We start from the raw sequence: 15,439 nt of genomic DNA, 5'->3' as shown, positions 1-15,439 counted from the left end.
CGATGAGTTGGTATAGCAAAGTTGTTTGGAGCGAAGGACTATTCCTGCGCCCGCAATTGTTTCAGCAGCAGGAACGGTATTTCGAGTCGTTCGCGCATCGCCGCAGTGCGCCGCTGAGCCCGTTTTTCTGGGGCTTCAGCCGTTATGAAATCGATCAGGAATCGCTCGGATTCGGCAAGCTGGTATTCAAGAGCGGGCTGGGCGTATTTCCAGACGGCACGCCGTTCGAGGTGCCGGGTCTGACGCAGCCTCCGCCCCCACTGACGATCGGCGCGGAACATCAGGAGCAGGTGATCTACCTGGCGATCCCGCTGCGCTTGCCCAATACCGAGGAAACCGCCTTCACCGAGCAAAGCGGCTCGCTCGCCCGTTACCATGCGTACGACACGGAACTGCGCGACAGCAATGCGATCGGCCAAGGTCCGAAGCCCGTCCAACTGTCGAATCTGCGCTTGCGGCTGTTGCCCGAGAAAGAGCTGACGCAGTCCTGGATCGGTGTTGCGCTGACGCGCGTGAAGGCGCTGCATGCCGACGGCGCCGTGTCGCTGCACAGCACCGACCACATTCCGCCCGTGACCGGTTACGGCGCGAATCCATTGCTGCGGGAATGGGCGATGCAACTGCACGGCCTCGCGCGACTACGTGCCGACGCGCTCGCCGCTCGTCTGTCAGGTGCCGATGGCCGTTCGGGCGCGGCGGCCGAAGCGGCCGACTTTCTGCTGCTCCAGGTGCTCAATCGCTATGAGCCGCTGCTCGAACATATTTGCCAACTCGAGGAGACGGCGCCGGTAAACCTGTATCGCGAACTCGCGCTTTTTGCCGGCGAGCTTTCGACCTTCGTGCGTCCGCAAACGCGTCGTCCGCGGCCGGCTCCAGGCTATGACCACGCGCAGCTCTACCGCAGTATCAGGCCGCTCGTCGAGGAGGTTCACTATCTGTTGAACCAGGTGTTGATTCGCAGTGCGCAGCCGATTGCACTGACGGAGCAGGCGCACGGCATCCGTACGGCCGCCACGTTGCCGAACGAACTTGCAGGCTATTCGAGCCTCGTGCTCGCGGTGGGCGCGCAGATGCCTGCCGAATTGCTGCAGCAGCAGTTTCTTGCCCAAACGAAGATCAGCCATCCGCAGCGCTTGCCGGAATTGATCCGTTCACACCTGCCGGGTTTGACAATGGCGACGCTGCCGGTTCCTCCGCGCCAGATTCCGTTCAACTCGGGCTTTATCTATTTCGAACTGTCGCGTACCGGACCGTTCTGGGAACAGATTGCACGTCACGGAGGGCTTGCCATGCATGTCGCCGGACACTTCCCGGAACTCAAGCTTGAACTGTGGGGCGTGCGTCAAAAATGAGTACCGGCGCTTACGGGGATGATGCGTTCGACTTTCTGCTGACCGCCGCCAACTCCGCTTCTGGCCAGAGCCAGCCGTCTGCGTTGCCCGCTGGGCGTCCCGCAACCGCGTCCGTCGCCGATCAGGAGACGGTCGTCGATGCGGCCGCCTTCGATCCGCCGGAAGACGTGCAGACGCGTCTAGAGCGCATGAAGACCGCGCGCAATCCGTTGCGTGAAGCCGCGCAGCCTTTGTTGCGCATGCTGGCGGACATGCCTGCTTCGCTCGATTCGTTGGCTTCGGTGGCGAGCTTGCGCTCGCTGCTGGTGCGTGAGGTCGCCGCATTCCAGAAGGTCTGCGACAAAGCGGGTTTGCCGTGGAAACACGTGGCGGCTGTTCGCTACGCGCTGTGCACCGCGCTCGACGAAGCCGCCAACCGCACGCGTTGGGGGAGCGGTGGAATCTGGGCCGCGCGGGGGCTGTTGCTGAAGTTCGAGGGAGAAGTGGACGGCGGCGAGAAGTTCTTCCTGCTGATCGGCCGCATGGCAACCGACCCGCAGGAGTACATCGACGTCCTCGAGGTGCTGTATCGCATTCTCAGCCTTGGATTCGAAGGACGCTACAGCGTTGCGGCGGACGGTCCACGTCATCTGGAGCAGATCCGGCAGCGGATGCTGACGCTCATCAGCGGCACGCGGGACACGTTGCGGCTCGAACTGTCACCGCATTGGCGCGGCGAGGAGCCGGGCAGGATGCGGTTGCTGAAAAGTGTGCCGGTTTGGGCGACTGCGGGCGTCGCTGCGCTATGTGTGTTCTCGCTGTTCGCCTGGTACGAGTATCGGCTTCTGGCGCAAGGCAATGCACTGCAAGCGAAGATTCTGGCGATCGGAGTGCCGATCAAGGTCGCGGCTCCGGTCGCTCACGAGCGCTTGCGCCTGTCGATTCTGCTGAAGGATGAGATTGCTCGGGGCCAGGTCCTGGTCGAAGAGAACGGCAGCAGCAGCCGGGTCGTGTTCCGTGGCGACTACGTGTTTCTTCCGGGGCAAAGCCGCATTCGCCCGGAACTGGACCCGGTGCTGAGCAGGGTGGCGCAGGAGGTCGCGCGGGTCGGCGGCAAAGTCACGGTGACCGGGCACACCGACAACCAGCCGATTCATACAGCGGAGTTTCCCGACAACCAGGTGTTATCGGAAAAACGCGCGGCGTTCGTCGCCGACGTAATGAAAGCGCACGGCGTGCCCGCTATTCGCATCGTTGCCATCGGCAAGGGCGATATACAACCTGTCGCCGACAACACTACAGCGGAAGGTCGTTCCCGCAATCGACGCGTGGAAGTCTTCGTCACGCATTAACGGGAAAGCCTTGATGTCTTATTTGAACCGCTTATCGAAACTTGTGCTGACGCGCCAGACGCTGATGCTCGCCGCGATCCTCGTGGCGGCTGCGGCCGTCTGGTTCGTGGGGCCTCTGATCGCATTTGGCGACTACCGGCCGCTCGACAGCGTGCTCTCGCGCACGCTGTCAGTCGTCGTGCTGTTGTTGCTGCTGCTGTTCTGGCTGCTCGGCTGGTCGCCGGGTGTCATCGGCGTCGCGTTGCTGTGTGTCGCGCTCTGGTATTTCGGACCGATACTCGCGTTCGGCGAAACGCATCCGCTCGGCACCACATGGTCCCGCGTGCTGCTGATCTCGGTGCTGCTCGCCTGCTATGCAATCTATGAGCTGTACCGCCTGTGGCGGGCAGTGCGCAGCGACGACGTGCTGCTGCAGCGCGTCCTGAATCCGTTCACGAAGAAGTCGGCAGCGACCCCTGTTGCACGAGACGAAATCCGCGCGCTTCACGCGATCGTCGCGAAGGCCATCGACAAGCTCAAACGCATGCGCGGCGGGTCGGCGGGGCTGCGTCGCCTGCTCGAAAGCCAGCGCTATCTGTACGAACTTCCGTGGTACATGGTCGTGGGCTCGCCGGGTGCGGGCAAGACGACGTTGATCCTGAATTCGGGTCTGGATTTTCCGGAGGCGGAGCAGATGGCCGCGGCGTCGCTTGGAAGCCGCATCGAAACGGAGAATTGCGACTGGTGGTTCGCGAACGAGGCGGTGCTGATCGATACCGCTGGCCGTTATATGGTTCAGGACGCAGCATCGCATGACGCCGCGCAGGTCGACGTCAAACCGGAAGACCTGAAGAGCGCGAACGAGGCCGAATGGCGCGGCTTTCTCGGGCTGCTTCGCAAGCGGCGACCGCGCGCGCCGATCAACGGTGCGTTGCTGGCCGTTTCGGTCGAAGAGTTGTTGACGCGCCCAGCGTCCGAACGAAAGGCGCTCGCCGCGTCGATGCGCGCGCGGCTTGGCGAGTTGCGCCAGCAGTTGGGGATTCGATTCCCGGTTTACGTAGTCGTCACGAAGCTCGATCTGCTGCCCGGCTTCGGGGAGTATTTCCAGTCGTTGACGGCGGAAAGTCGCGCGCAGATTTTCGGCTTTACACTGCCCTATCAGGAAGAGCCGGAACAACACGGCCGCGACACACTGCGCCTGACCTGCGCGGCCGAGATGCGTGAGCTGGAGCAGGGACTCGAAGACGGCATCAACACCAGGCTGCAAGAGGTGTACGAGGTCGATCTGCGCAAGAAGCTTTATGCGCTGCCGGCCGAGTTTCGCAGCCTGTGCGCGGAACTCAATGAATTGCTCGCGCTGGTGTTTCTCGATTCGAAATACGACGACACGCAGTTGAACAGCACATTGCGCGGCGTCTATTTCACGAGCGCGGCGCAGACTCACGAGGCCGTGTCCGCCGACAGCACCACACTGTTGCAGCGGCTGCGCCGCGGGCTCGCGGGTTTGTTCGGCGCCGCGCCGAAAACCGTCTCGCCGTCGTCCGGCGACGCTACGCCTACCGCCTATCGCGGCTACTTCTTGCGCAATCTGTTTCAGCGCGTGATCCTGGCCGAAGCGCATCTGGTGCGGCCGAACCTGTACTGGGAAATCCGCTTCCGCGCGTTGCGTCTGGTCGGGCATCTGCTCGCGATCATCATCGTGGTGTGGCTGATGGGTGCGCTGGTCGTGAGCTTCGGCAATAACCGCGAGTATCTTGCTGCGATCGACGGCAAGGCCAATGGGCTCGCCGCTCGGGTCTCGTCGCAACGCAAGGCGCCGCGGGCCGGGGCGATGGGGTCGATACTTTCAGCGTCGCGTGACCTGCCGCAGTTCGACGGCATCGACCTCGACAGTCCCGGTCTCGCATGGCGCTACGGGCTGTACACGGTGCCCGCCATCAGCGCCGCCGCCGGCGAGACCTACGACGGTCTGCTGAAGCAGATGCTGCTGCCGCAAGTCATCGGCCGGCTCGAAACGGTGCTCGATACGCAAATCGGCGCACAGGCCGCGGACGGCGTTTATCGCACGCTGACGGTCTACCTGATGCTGTTCGATCGCTCGCAATACGACGCGAAAGCAATCAAGGCATGGGTGCTCGGCGACTGGGAGCACAACAACAGCGTCGCACCGCTCGGCGAGCGCAGCGTGATGGCGCGACACCTCGACGCGCTGCTCGGAGAAGGGGTCCCCGCGGTGCCGGCAAAACCGGTGAATGCGCAGCTGGTGCGTCGCGCGCGCGAGTTCCTTGGCCGCAATCCGGCGTCCGGACGGCTCTACGAACGTGCGATGAACGCCATGGCGCCGGAGGCGCCCGAGAACGTCACGCTGCTGAGCGCCGCGGGTCCGCAGGCCACTACCGTGTTCATGCTGGCCGACGGCTCGACGCTTGCGCGAGGCATCCCCGGTCTCTATACCTACGACGGCTATCACGCGGTATTCAACCAGCGCCTGCCCGAATTTCTCGAGCGGGCGCGCAAACAGGACGCGTGGGTGATGGGCGAGGCCGATGCATCGGCGCGGTGGCGGCAGATGGCCAACGGCAACGCACTGCGCAAGGACAGGCTCGCCGACGATATCCGTCGCCAGTACCTGACCGACTATGCCAACTACTGGAGCCAGTTTCTCGACGACGTGAGGCCGGTGTCCGGCAGCGACGGCACGCTGGCGCCCGATCTGCAGACGCTGCGCACACTGGCCGCGCCGGATTCGCCATTGGCGAGACTCGCGCGAACGGCCGCGCGCGAGACGTCGCTGTCAGTCGCTGACGGCGCGGACGAGCCGTCGGCCGCGGGGAGTGCCATCAACGTGATCACCCGTCGCTCGCAGGTAGCGCGCGCCGCGAGCGCCGTGGCGGCAACCGCTACCATCGGTCAGCTTGCGCAGCGGAAGATGGAACGTGAACTGGTCGACAGACGCTTTGCCGCGCTGCGCGAAGTCGTGACCGGCCAGGCCGATAGCGGCAGCGCGCTGCCTGGCGGCAGCGGCGTGCTGCAGCTGGGCGGCGTCATCGGGCTGATCAACGAGCAGTACACGCGATTGATGACGGCCGGCGACGTGCTCGCCACCAACAGCATGCCGCCCACGGACGACCTCGGCTCCACGATGCAGTTCGAGGCGCAGAAGCTTCCGCCGCCGTTTCGGGCCGTGCTCGTGGGCCTCGCGTCGCAGTCGATACGCAAGGTGGACCGCAACGTCGGCTCGCTGCTGACGATGCAGGTCGAATCGAGCGTTGGCGCGCAATGCCGCCGCGCTGTCGAAGGCAAATATCCGTTCGTCGCGAGCGTCCAGGAAGTCGACATCGACGATTTCAACCGCGTGTTCGCGGCAGGCGGCCTGCTCGACGACTTCTTCCACAAGACGCTCGCGAGCCGTGTCGATACGAGCATACGGCCGTGGCGCTATAAGCCGGTCAGCCCCGGCATGCCGCCCATGCAGGGACCGAGCCTCGATCCGTTCGAGCGCGCCGCGGCGATCCGCCAGACATTTTTCCGCGATCCGAGCGCAACCCGGATGTCGTGGAACGCGGGCCTGAAGGTCGTGTCGTTGGACCCAGAGATTACCGATCTGCTCATCGACGTCGACGGGCAAAACCTGCGCTATGCGCACGGGCCGGTCGCGACATTCCCGATCACATGGCCGGGGCCGCGCGGTGGCTCGATGGCCGGCCTCACCGCGAATCCGCGCGTGCGTCCGGACACGTCGACCGTGATGACCGCAGGTCCGTGGGCGCTGTTCCGTCTGATCGACCGGGGGCTTGTGACGTCGACGTTGTCGTCGAGCCGCTCGGCAGTGGACTTCAATTTCGACGACCGGCACGCGGTGATCGAACTGACGTCGGGCGGACAGTCGGGACCGCAACTGACGGCGTTGCTGCGGGGTTTTCGTTGTCCTGGCAGTGGAAGCGCGCTGGCAAGGCGAGCGGAAGCGTCGTCAGGCTCCGCATCCGCCGACGAGCTGTAGCGCCTTTTCGATAAAGAGAACTCAGAGGAGTGCATGTCAAGTAATCCCTTGAACGCGATAAGTGTGCAACGCCGCGCAGTGACCGTATCCAGCGCGGCGATACCGCGGTGGCCGGCTCAGAGCGCGGACGGACTGACGCAGCCGGCGCTGCAGTTCATGTCTCTGGAGGGCGACGAGTCTCTCGGCAAGCTGTTCGAATACGAGCTGCTGTTGCGCACGCCCGACGATTACACGGTGCCGCTTGCCGTCAGTGCCAACCTCGACCTGAAGGCGCTGCTGGGCAAGGAAATGACCGTCGCGATCGACCTCGAGCCGAGTGCCGATCCCGAAGCGGCTCAGCGTGAAATCACCGGACTCGTCGCCGCCGCGCAATATCTGCGTCGGGAAGGCCGCTACAACGTCTATCGTGTCGTGCTGAAGCCCTGGCTGTGGCTGGCCACCCTGACGACCGACTACAAGATTTTCCAGAACAAGACGGTCATCGAGATCATCGACGAAGTTCTGAAAGACTATCCGTACCCGGTCGAAAAGCGCGTCGACGTGAGCCGCTATGCGCTCGACGGTGAGAGTCCGACCAACGAGCCACGCGCGTTCCAGGTCCAGTACGGCGAGACCGACTATCACTTCATTCAACGTCTGATGGAGGAGTGGGGCATCTACTGGTTTTTCGAGCATGCCGACGGCAAGCACCGGCTCGTGCTGTGCGATCACATTGGCGCGCACCGTCAGTCGCCGAACTCCGCATACCGGACGCTCGCGTTCCAGCCGCAGAACGGCAAGACCGACACCGAATACATCAGCGCATTTTCGACGGCCGAAGTTTTGTGCACCGGTCACTACGTGACGAGCGACTTCGACTTCACGCGTTCGCGCGCCGACATGCGAGCGATCAATCAGCAGCCGCGCGACACAAGCTGGAACCTGCTCGAGCGCTACGACTGGCCGGGCGACTACACCGACAGCAGCCACGGGGAACTGCTCGCGCGTACGCGCATGGAAGAGCTGCGCGCGACGGGCACGCGAGCGCAAGGCAAAGGTAACGTGCGTGGACTCGCGTGCGGGCAGACGTTCGTGCTGACCCACTACGACTATACGGCCGCGAACTGCGAATACCTGGTGATCGGTACGGAACTGCACCTGAGCGGCACGCCGGATGAATCGGGAAGCGGCTACGAGTACACATGCAGCAACAAGTTCGACGTGCAGCCGACAAGCGAAGTGTTCAGACTGCCACGGGAGACGTCGAAGCCGATCGTCAGCGGGCCTCAGTCGGCTGTCGTCGTGGGGCCAGAGGGCAAGGAATTGTGGACCGACGAATTCGGACGCGTGAAGGTCCGCTTCGCCTGGGACCGCTACGGCCGCAATGTCGAAACCGACTCCTGCTGGGTCCGTGTGAGCCAGGCGTGGGCCGGTCAGGGTTTCGGTGGCATCTACATTCCGCGCATCGGCCAGGAAGTCATCGTCGATTTCTGGAACGGCGACCCGGATCGTCCGCTGATCACCGGGAGCCTGTACAACACGGTCACGCGTCCGCCTTATGCGTTGCCTGGCAACGCGACGCAAAGCGGTTTCATGAGCCGGTCGATGGAAGGGGGCTTGCAGAACTACAACAGCATTCGCTTCGAGGACAAAGCGGGTGCCGAGGAATTCACGGTGCAGGCGGAGCGGGACATGAACCGCCTGACGAAGCTCAACGAATCGCACGTGGTCGGTGCCGACTACACGATCGGCGTGGCCGCGGCGCACAGCATGAACGTTGGGGCAGCTTCCAGTACGGTCGTTGGCGGCAAGTATTCGGTGAGGGTGAAGGATGTTGCCTCCTATTCCGTGGGTCTTGGACAGTTCGTCTCGATCGGCGGGCTCGAGGAGACTGCGGTCGGGGGTGCCTCGACTCTGACGGTAGGCGGGGCACGTACGGTCACGGTCGGTGGCGCGTCGACGCACGCGGTAGGCGGGGCCTATTCGCTGTCGGCTGGAGGGGTGTTGTCTATCGTGTGCGGCAAGTCGTCTCTGACGATGAACAAGGATGGCGAGATCAAGCTCATCGGCAAGTCGATCCGCATCCAGGGTGACACCCGTGTCGTGGTGCAAGGCACGCCGCTGGACCTCAACCCCGGTGACATGGAATGCGGTAGCGCAGTGACAGTGCCGGTTCCGGTAGTGGTGCTTGATGCGCTGGACGTTCCAATTATTCCGCCGCCGCCTTCGGAGGAACCACTTCCGACGGTAGATCCGCTTCCGACGGTAGATCCGCTTCCGACGGAGGAGCCACTGCCATCGGAGGAGCCGCTGCCATCGGAAGAACCGCCGCCTTCGGAAGAACCGCCGCCCTCGGAAGAGCCGCCGCCCTCGGAAGAGCCGCCGCCTTCGGAAGAGCCGCTGCCATCGGAGGAGCCGCTGCCGTCGGAGGAGCCGCTGCCGTCGGAAGAGCCACCCCCGTCGGAAGAGCCACCGCCGTCGGAAGAGCCACCGCCTTCGGAGGAGCCACCACCTTCGGAAGAACCGCCTCCGTCGGAAGAACCGCCGCCGCCGACTGAAACACCGCCGGTAACCGGCACAGACGCGTAACAGCGTATTTCGCGATACCGTTCAGCCGGCGAATGCCTTCGCGCATCGCCCTGCACGGTCTTTCAGTTTTCCATGAGGAGAAAATCGATCATGTTTCCAGCGGCTCGCAAAGGCGATGCGATCGGACATGGCGGTTCGATCGCTGGGGGTTCCCCGACGGTCTTCATCAATCGATTGCCTGCGGCGCTCGTCGGTATCAGCTCTGCCGTTTGCGCGCTGCACCCGGGTTCGCAAGCTGTGGTCGCGGGTTCGGGGACGGTGTTGATCAACAACGTGCCGGCGACATTGGTTGGCGGCAAGGTCTCGTGTGGCGCGCCGTGTTCCGCTGGCTCCCCAGACGTGCGCATCGGTTCATGATGACGATGGTGGCCATGTGACGACGGGACTCGCGGGCATCGGCGGCGAGCTGGTCGGACTGCCTGGCGTCGTATTGCCCGTCGCCGGTGTCGGACCGTTGCTCGATCGCTGTGAGCGGCTCGGCGAGCTGGTCGACCGCTTTCGGATGCGTCGTGCGTTATCGGGCATTCTGTGCGGCTCGGTCGATGTGATCAGCGGCAGCAAAATCTGCCTGCCTGCCGACGAAACCGACTTCAGTCTGCGAGGCCGTCTTCCGCTCGCATGGTCGCGTTGTTATTCGAGCGCGCAGTACGCGCTCGGGCTGCTCGGCGTCGGTTGGCGCACGAACTGGGAAGTCACGCTGCATAAGCGGGACGATCAACTGCTCTACACGGACGAATACGGCAGCACGCTCAGCGTGCCGTTTCCCGAGCACGGGACGCAGGTGATTGCGGCGGCGGCGCAATTGCACATCGCGCATCTGAGCGACGGACGCCTCGTCGTTGCGGATCTGACGCCGCATTACCGCGTGTTCGGCGATTTCGACGCGAACGGAATCGCTCGGCTCAAATATGTCGAGGATCTGCGTCAGCAGCGGATCGGCTTGATCTGGGACTCCGACGGGCGCTTGCTGCGCATGCGCGGGACCTGTGGCCATGAGCTGCGCATGCACTACGAAGCGCGGATGGGACCGCGTTTGAGCGCTGTCGAGTGTGTCGACGGCGGTCCTACCGGCGCGCTGGTCCAGTACGGCTACAGCCAGCATGGCGAACTCACCGAGGTGCGCAACCGGGTCGGCGAAATCGTGCGTCGCTTTACATACCGCGATGGGCGGATCGTCGAAGAAGCAGACGCGCTCGGCATGGTGACGCGCTACGTATGGCAGACGATCGGCGGCGCCGCGCGCGTGGCTCGACGACTCACGTCGGAAGGCGCGCGTGAGCGCTTCGCCTACGACTTCGATAGCAAGGCCAGTGAGGTCAGCGATGTCTTCGGCAACGCGGCGCATTGGCAATACGACGAGCAGGGCCGCGTGCTGTCGCACACGGACTTCGACGGCCGACGCTACCGGTTCGGCTACGGCGCCGCCGTCGCGCCGCTCACCCTGCAACTGCCCGGCGAGCGGGTGGTTCGCGTCGAATACGACGCGCTCGGACGGGTCGCGTGCGAGACGGACCTGCAGGGCGCCACCCGCTCGACGCAGTATGCGTTTGCGTCACGTGAGCCTGTGTCGGTCGCGCTAAGCGATGGCCGGGCGTGGATGTGGGCACGCAACGATCGCCTGCAGCCATTGCACTATCAAACCCCGTCGGGAGAATTGACGCGTTTCGAATATGGCGACGATGGCGATGTCGTGCGCTCGACGGATGCGCAGGGGGGCGCCACGACCTTCGCCCATAACGCGTGTGGGCAGGTGACACATCGCACAGGCATCGGCGGGAGTACGACGCGCTATGAGTACGACGTCAATGGTTACGTCGTCAGCGTGACCGACGCGCTCGGCGCCGTGACGCGAATCGAGCGCGATGGCCTCGGCCGGCCGTTGACCATCACGCGTCCGGACGGACAGGCGGAGCGTCATGTGTGGAATGCTGCTGGCCAGCGCACGTCGTTCGTTGGCCCGAGCGGCCGAAGCCGGCATTGGTATCGAGACCGGCGCGGCAATGTCGTACGCGCGGTCGACGAAGAGGGGCACGTGATCGTGCGTCGGTACGATGCGCATGGGCGTCCGGTTCGAATCGAAAGCGCGAACGGCGCGGTGCAGGTGCTTCGGTGGAATGCGAGCAGTTGCCTGTCGATCACGGACGCCGATGGCGTGGAACGTAGCTTCGAGTATGCAGCTAGTGGGCAGGTCAGTTGTCTCACGTGGAAGGCGGCCGGGCAACAGCGTTGCGAAACCTTCGACTATGACCGTGCGGGCCGTCTGATTCAGCGTGATACCGCGCATAACCGCTATATGTATCACTACGGGCCACGCGGATTGCTCGACTGCGTGAGTCGCGAGCCGACACCGGAAGGCGAGCTACTCGGTATCGGAGCGGATGAGATCCGCTTCGAACACGACGCCGGTGGCCGTCTGATCGCCGAGCACGGCGCAAACGGCACACTGCGTTACACGTACGACGCCGCTGGCCGTGTTGTCGCGATCCAGCTGCCGCAGGGGCAGGAGTTGCGTATGCGCCGCTTCGAAACCGGCGACATCGCGTTCATCGAACTGGACGAACGGCAGATTGCGCGTTTCTGGTATGACGCGATGAGGCGTCCGGTTGCGCGCACGCAAGGTCGCTTGCGCACGCATACGGGCTTTTCGCCGCTCGGCTTGCCGGTGTGGTGGCGCTCGGTGACGGGACCCGACGTGGATACGCCGGGCTTCGCGACAGAACCTGTCACCGAATTGTGGCGCGAAGCCGATTACAGTCCCGCTGACCTGATCGCCAGGACGGCCGGCGAGGGCGAAGGTCAGACGTGGTACGACTACGACCGGCGTGGCTGTCTGTTGCGCTCGGTGTCGGAGAAGGGGGACATCGAATATTTCACGTGGGATGCCGCTGGCAATCTGCTCGATACGCCTGGCGGAAGCTGGTTCCCCGCCGTATATCCGGACCACCGGTTACGGGAAAGCCGCGGACATCGTTACGACCATGATGTGTGGGGACAATTGGTGCGTAGAAGTGGCCGCGACCATGCGCTATCGCTTGATTGGGATGCGGAGGGGCGCATCATCGCCGCGCATCGCCAGGGCTATACCGTGCGCTATCAGTACGACGCAATCGGTCGGCGTATCGCCAAGCGTGTCGAATCCACTGTGCCACGGAGTGCGCAGCAGTTATCGATGCCGGAGCGCGACGAGGTCACGCGCTTCTTGTGGCAAGGACACAGACTGATCCAGCAGCACCGCGCGATGGAACTGCGCACCTACCTATATCAACCAGAACCCGACGGCTCAACCGGCTTCGCGCCGCTCGCCTGCGTGGACCAGACTCTCGCCCCTGATGGCGCGATCAAAAGCACGCAGGTCTATCACTATCACACTGACGTCGCCGGTACGGCCGTCGCGCTCACGGACGAGACTGGCCGGGTCGTATGGCGTAGGCGTTATCGTGCGTGGGGCAGTCTCGTGACGCCGGAGTGGCAAAGCAGCGACGCGTTTGCGCAGCCACTTCGCTATGCCGGCCAATATGCGGACGATGAAACCAAACTGTATTACAACGGTGCGCGCTTCTATGATCCTCACGCGGGCCGCTACATCAGCCCCGATCGCAACGGCGAAGCTGGAGCCAGTCCGTATTGCTACGCGCCGAATCCGCTGATGTGGTGCAATCCTCTTGGCCGCGCGACGCCGGAAGCGTCTCCTTGCGTCGTCGTCGCGGACGCGTCATGCGTCGATGGCGCGTCGGACTCGGCTCAATACGTTGCCGGCGTCGTCGAACAACTCCACGACGTAACTGGCTGGGACCCGGCCAAGTTCTGATTCGAAAGTCACATGGAAGTCGAGCCAGTCGTTTTTCCGGTATCGGGAAAGACCGCTGGCGTCGACGGTTTCGCGGCGTAGCTCCGTCTCGCCGTTATCGTAGATCACGACGGCGACCGAGGCCGCGGCCGGCAACGCGTGCTCGACGCCGGGCGTGCCCACATGCCTGTCGAATCCATTCCGATGTACGCACACGCGGACGTCGTTTGCACGTAGCAGAGAGGCTTTCCATGTCGCTTCGTCAGGACGCTGAGAGCCCGGGGCGGGTGGATCGTCATTCAATACCGACTGTCGAACTCCGCGCCACTTGAAGCTGATGCCCGCGTAGGCCTCGTAGTCGGCGAGCGTGCGTTCGGCTCCTAGTCCGTACTTGCCGAACTCGACGTCAGCCAGAGCTTGTCCGTCGATACCGAGCAGCGCACGATTGCGCTGCAATGAGCGTTCGTTGCGCTCGTGCCAAGGCTCGTCGATTTCACCCCGTTCCTTGGCCTCGTGACTGTGGTCGTTCCACATCTTGACGCGGTAGGAACGCAGATATTCGTGCCACCCGATCAGCCTGTGCGGACTATACAGGTCATAGCCGTGGGTGAACGCTCGGACGGCAAGCGAAATCTCCTCGCCATGAAAGAAATAGTCCGGATCGTGCTGGACCACTTCGGCAAAGTGACCGTCGGCAAATGCGAAGTGCGCGCTGAAGAAGCGCGAACGGACGGGGCGAACTCGGGTTCTCCAGTTGGAAAGTGTCTTCGAGCGGAACAGGACGACCCCTTCCTTGGAAAACCTCGCATAAGCCAATATCCTCGGCTCGTCGCTCGATCGAGCATCGTCGTTTTCGGGGTCGTACATTGGAAGGTAAGCGGTCAGAACCGGCTTCGGGCTTTCATCGCGTAGCGACTCCAGCATCTCGATTGCGAGCGTGTCCCATCCGTCGACGAAGCGGTGGTGCGAGTCGAGTTGCAGCGTGTAGCGCTCACCACCGTATCGCTGCTGGACCAGATTGCGGGCCCAGCATGCGCCCTGCGTCATCATGTGGGGGACGTCGATCAATTCGATCTTCGCTTCACGATGACCGAGATGGTGAACGGTCCAGTTGCCGGTCTGCTCGGCTCGCCAATTGCCAAAGCCCCGCTGCCAGAACTGGATCATCGTTTCGTCGTGCGCATGCTGCCAGCAGACGATGATCCGCAACAGATCCGGCCTTCTAGCTTTGTCGATCAAATCCAGCAGGGTGGGGATCAACTGCGGGTCGCGATAGCTCGCGATTTGCACGAAGATCGAGTTCGGCGGTGCGACGGGTATCTTGGTCATGCTAGTTGCTTCTGGTAGACGTTTGCCGTTGATCGTCGGTTTAAAGAATGGTCATCGTGACTGTTGCGGTTGCCTGGATCTTGCCGGCGGTTGGCGTCGCTGTGCCGACGCGCAGCACGGTCGCCTCGAGTGCGAACGGCGATTGCATCGCGCCCCGCGGTGCGTGGACGAGGGTGCTCGACGGATCGTTGGGCCGGAAAACCGTTTTGCTTGCAACGTCCCGCAAACGAATCGCGAGATGCGTCGCGCCGGTGTTCTTCAACATGCTGCGATCTTCTGTATCGGGGGTTCCCGAAAGTGCGGCGGTAATCGAAGCCGGTGGCGTGGGACCGGTGCAGAGCACCGTAAAGTCGACTGGCTGGGTCGGCCCGCTCGTGGTCGACACATCGCTTGGGCCGAAGGTGCCGAAATCGATGTTCAGTGTGCTGGTATTGACCGAGCAACTTGGAAGAACCTTGACGTTGATGCTGCCGCCTGTGATCGTCACGACCCGACTGCCATCACCATCGGCAATGCCGGTTCCCAGGGTGTTGAACATCACGTCGACGTTGCTCGCGATGTCGCCGGTTTTGACCAGTTCGATCCGGAATTGCGAGCCAATGCCGAAGCGACCATAGATCACCTGATTGGGCTCGCCGGCTGCAAAGGATGGTGTAAACGGAAGTGGCGAATTCGTGCCGCTCGCGCGAAGGTAGGTCACACGAAAGCCGATTCCGGCAACGTTGGTGTTATAGACCCCTGGCACCATGGACGGCGTTGCATTGAAATAGTCGAATGTGACCGTGCCCCCGTTGGTGCAGTCCGTGAAGTTCGCATACGTGGCGTACGCCGGCGACAAGCCCGTGGCGATCACCGAGCCGACCGGTAAGCCCGGATCGATCGATACCGAGCTTTCCTGAAACGGTATGTTGACCGCGATTGGATGCCCCGCGATGTAGCCTTGAGACAGCAGTTCGGAAATTTGCGCAGGCTTTAACTGAGTGCAGATCGCGAACGCGAAATGGGGCATCGCGAAGCAAACAAGGATAAAAAATTGAACGAGTCTTTTCATTTGAGCTTGTTGGTTGACCGGCGGACTGTAGGGGCCGACAGC

8 protein-coding genes are annotated in these 15,439 nt (G+C 63.1%); 6 read left to right on the top strand and 2 right to left on the bottom strand.

All coding sequences use genetic code 11. The features are described from left to right. Positions 1-2 precede the first annotated feature (2 nt). From tssK to BC1002_RS30820, 6 genes are all read left to right on the top strand, one after another. Positions 3-1,352 carry a type VI secretion system baseplate subunit TssK gene (tssK, locus tag BC1002_RS30845; RefSeq protein ID WP_013093897.1) on the top strand — a complete coding sequence of 450 codons (1,350 nt, stop codon included), beginning with the start codon at positions 3-5 and terminating at the stop codon, positions 1,350-1,352. Further along, positions 1,349-2,683: a type VI secretion system protein TssL, long form gene (gene tssL / locus BC1002_RS30840; protein WP_013093896.1), complete on the top strand. Its 1,335-nt coding sequence runs from the start codon at positions 1,349-1,351 to the stop codon at positions 2,681-2,683. Before tssK ends, tssL begins: the two co-directional genes overlap by 4 nt. A gap of 13 nt (positions 2,684-2,696) precedes the next feature. Then, positions 2,697-6,662 (top strand): type VI secretion system membrane subunit TssM, encoded by a 3,966-nt coding sequence (gene tssM / locus BC1002_RS30835; RefSeq protein WP_013093895.1) that lies wholly within the window; start codon positions 2,697-2,699, stop codon positions 6,660-6,662. 33 nt (positions 6,663-6,695) lie between these two features. Then, positions 6,696-9,230, top strand: coding sequence for a type VI secretion system Vgr family protein (locus BC1002_RS30830; RefSeq protein ID WP_013093894.1), 2,535 nt, complete (start codon positions 6,696-6,698; stop codon positions 9,228-9,230). Positions 9,231-9,320: 90 nt separating this feature from the next. Beyond that, positions 9,321-9,587: a PAAR domain-containing protein gene (locus BC1002_RS30825; RefSeq protein ID WP_013093893.1), complete on the top strand. Its 267-nt coding sequence runs from the start codon at positions 9,321-9,323 to the stop codon at positions 9,585-9,587. A 16-nt stretch (positions 9,588-9,603) separates the two neighbouring features. Next, on the top strand, positions 9,604-13,038 hold the full coding sequence (locus tag BC1002_RS30820) for an RHS repeat-associated core domain-containing protein (RefSeq protein WP_013093892.1): 3,435 nt from the start codon (positions 9,604-9,606) through the stop codon (positions 13,036-13,038). Here BC1002_RS30820 and BC1002_RS30815 read toward each other — a convergent pair. Both BC1002_RS30815 and BC1002_RS30810 read right to left on the bottom strand, forming a co-directional pair. Beyond that, complete coding sequence (locus BC1002_RS30815; RefSeq protein WP_013093891.1) at positions 12,943-14,346, bottom strand: GlcNAc-transferase family protein; 1,404 nt, start codon at positions 14,344-14,346, stop codon at positions 12,943-12,945. The two genes, BC1002_RS30820 and BC1002_RS30815, sit on opposite strands and share 96 nt — an antisense overlap. 40 nt (positions 14,347-14,386) lie before the next feature. After that, positions 14,387-15,397, bottom strand: a complete 1,011-nt coding sequence (locus BC1002_RS30810; RefSeq protein WP_041735682.1) for a fimbrial protein — start codon at positions 15,395-15,397, stop codon at positions 14,387-14,389. Between the last annotated feature and the right edge of the window lie 42 nt (positions 15,398-15,439).

It is taken from the genome of Paraburkholderia atlantica, assembly GCF_000092885.1.
Lineage (GTDB): Bacteria > Pseudomonadota > Gammaproteobacteria > Burkholderiales > Burkholderiaceae > Paraburkholderia > Paraburkholderia atlantica.
Note: the sequence above shows the minus strand (reverse complement) of the source record. Positions and strands in the feature narration are given on the sequence as shown.

What these genes read in the sequence shown, in the direction of transcription:
- tssL (WP_013093896.1), top strand. Translation starts at nt 1,349, where the DNA reads ATGAGTACCGGCGCTTACGGGGATGATGCGTTCGACTTTCTGCTGACC.
- BC1002_RS30810 (WP_041735682.1), bottom strand. Translation starts at nt 15,397, where the DNA reads ATGAAAAGACTCGTTCAATTTTTTATCCTTGTTTGCTTCGCGATGCCC.
- BC1002_RS30815 (WP_013093891.1), bottom strand. Translation starts at nt 14,346, where the DNA reads ATGACCAAGATACCCGTCGCACCGCCGAACTCGATCTTCGTGCAAATC.
- tssM (WP_013093895.1), top strand. Translation starts at nt 2,697, where the DNA reads ATGTCTTATTTGAACCGCTTATCGAAACTTGTGCTGACGCGCCAGACG.
- BC1002_RS30830 (WP_013093894.1), top strand. Translation starts at nt 6,696, where the DNA reads ATGTCAAGTAATCCCTTGAACGCGATAAGTGTGCAACGCCGCGCAGTG.
- BC1002_RS30825 (WP_013093893.1), top strand. Translation starts at nt 9,321, where the DNA reads ATGTTTCCAGCGGCTCGCAAAGGCGATGCGATCGGACATGGCGGTTCG.
- tssK (WP_013093897.1), top strand. Translation starts at nt 3, where the DNA reads ATGAGTTGGTATAGCAAAGTTGTTTGGAGCGAAGGACTATTCCTGCGC.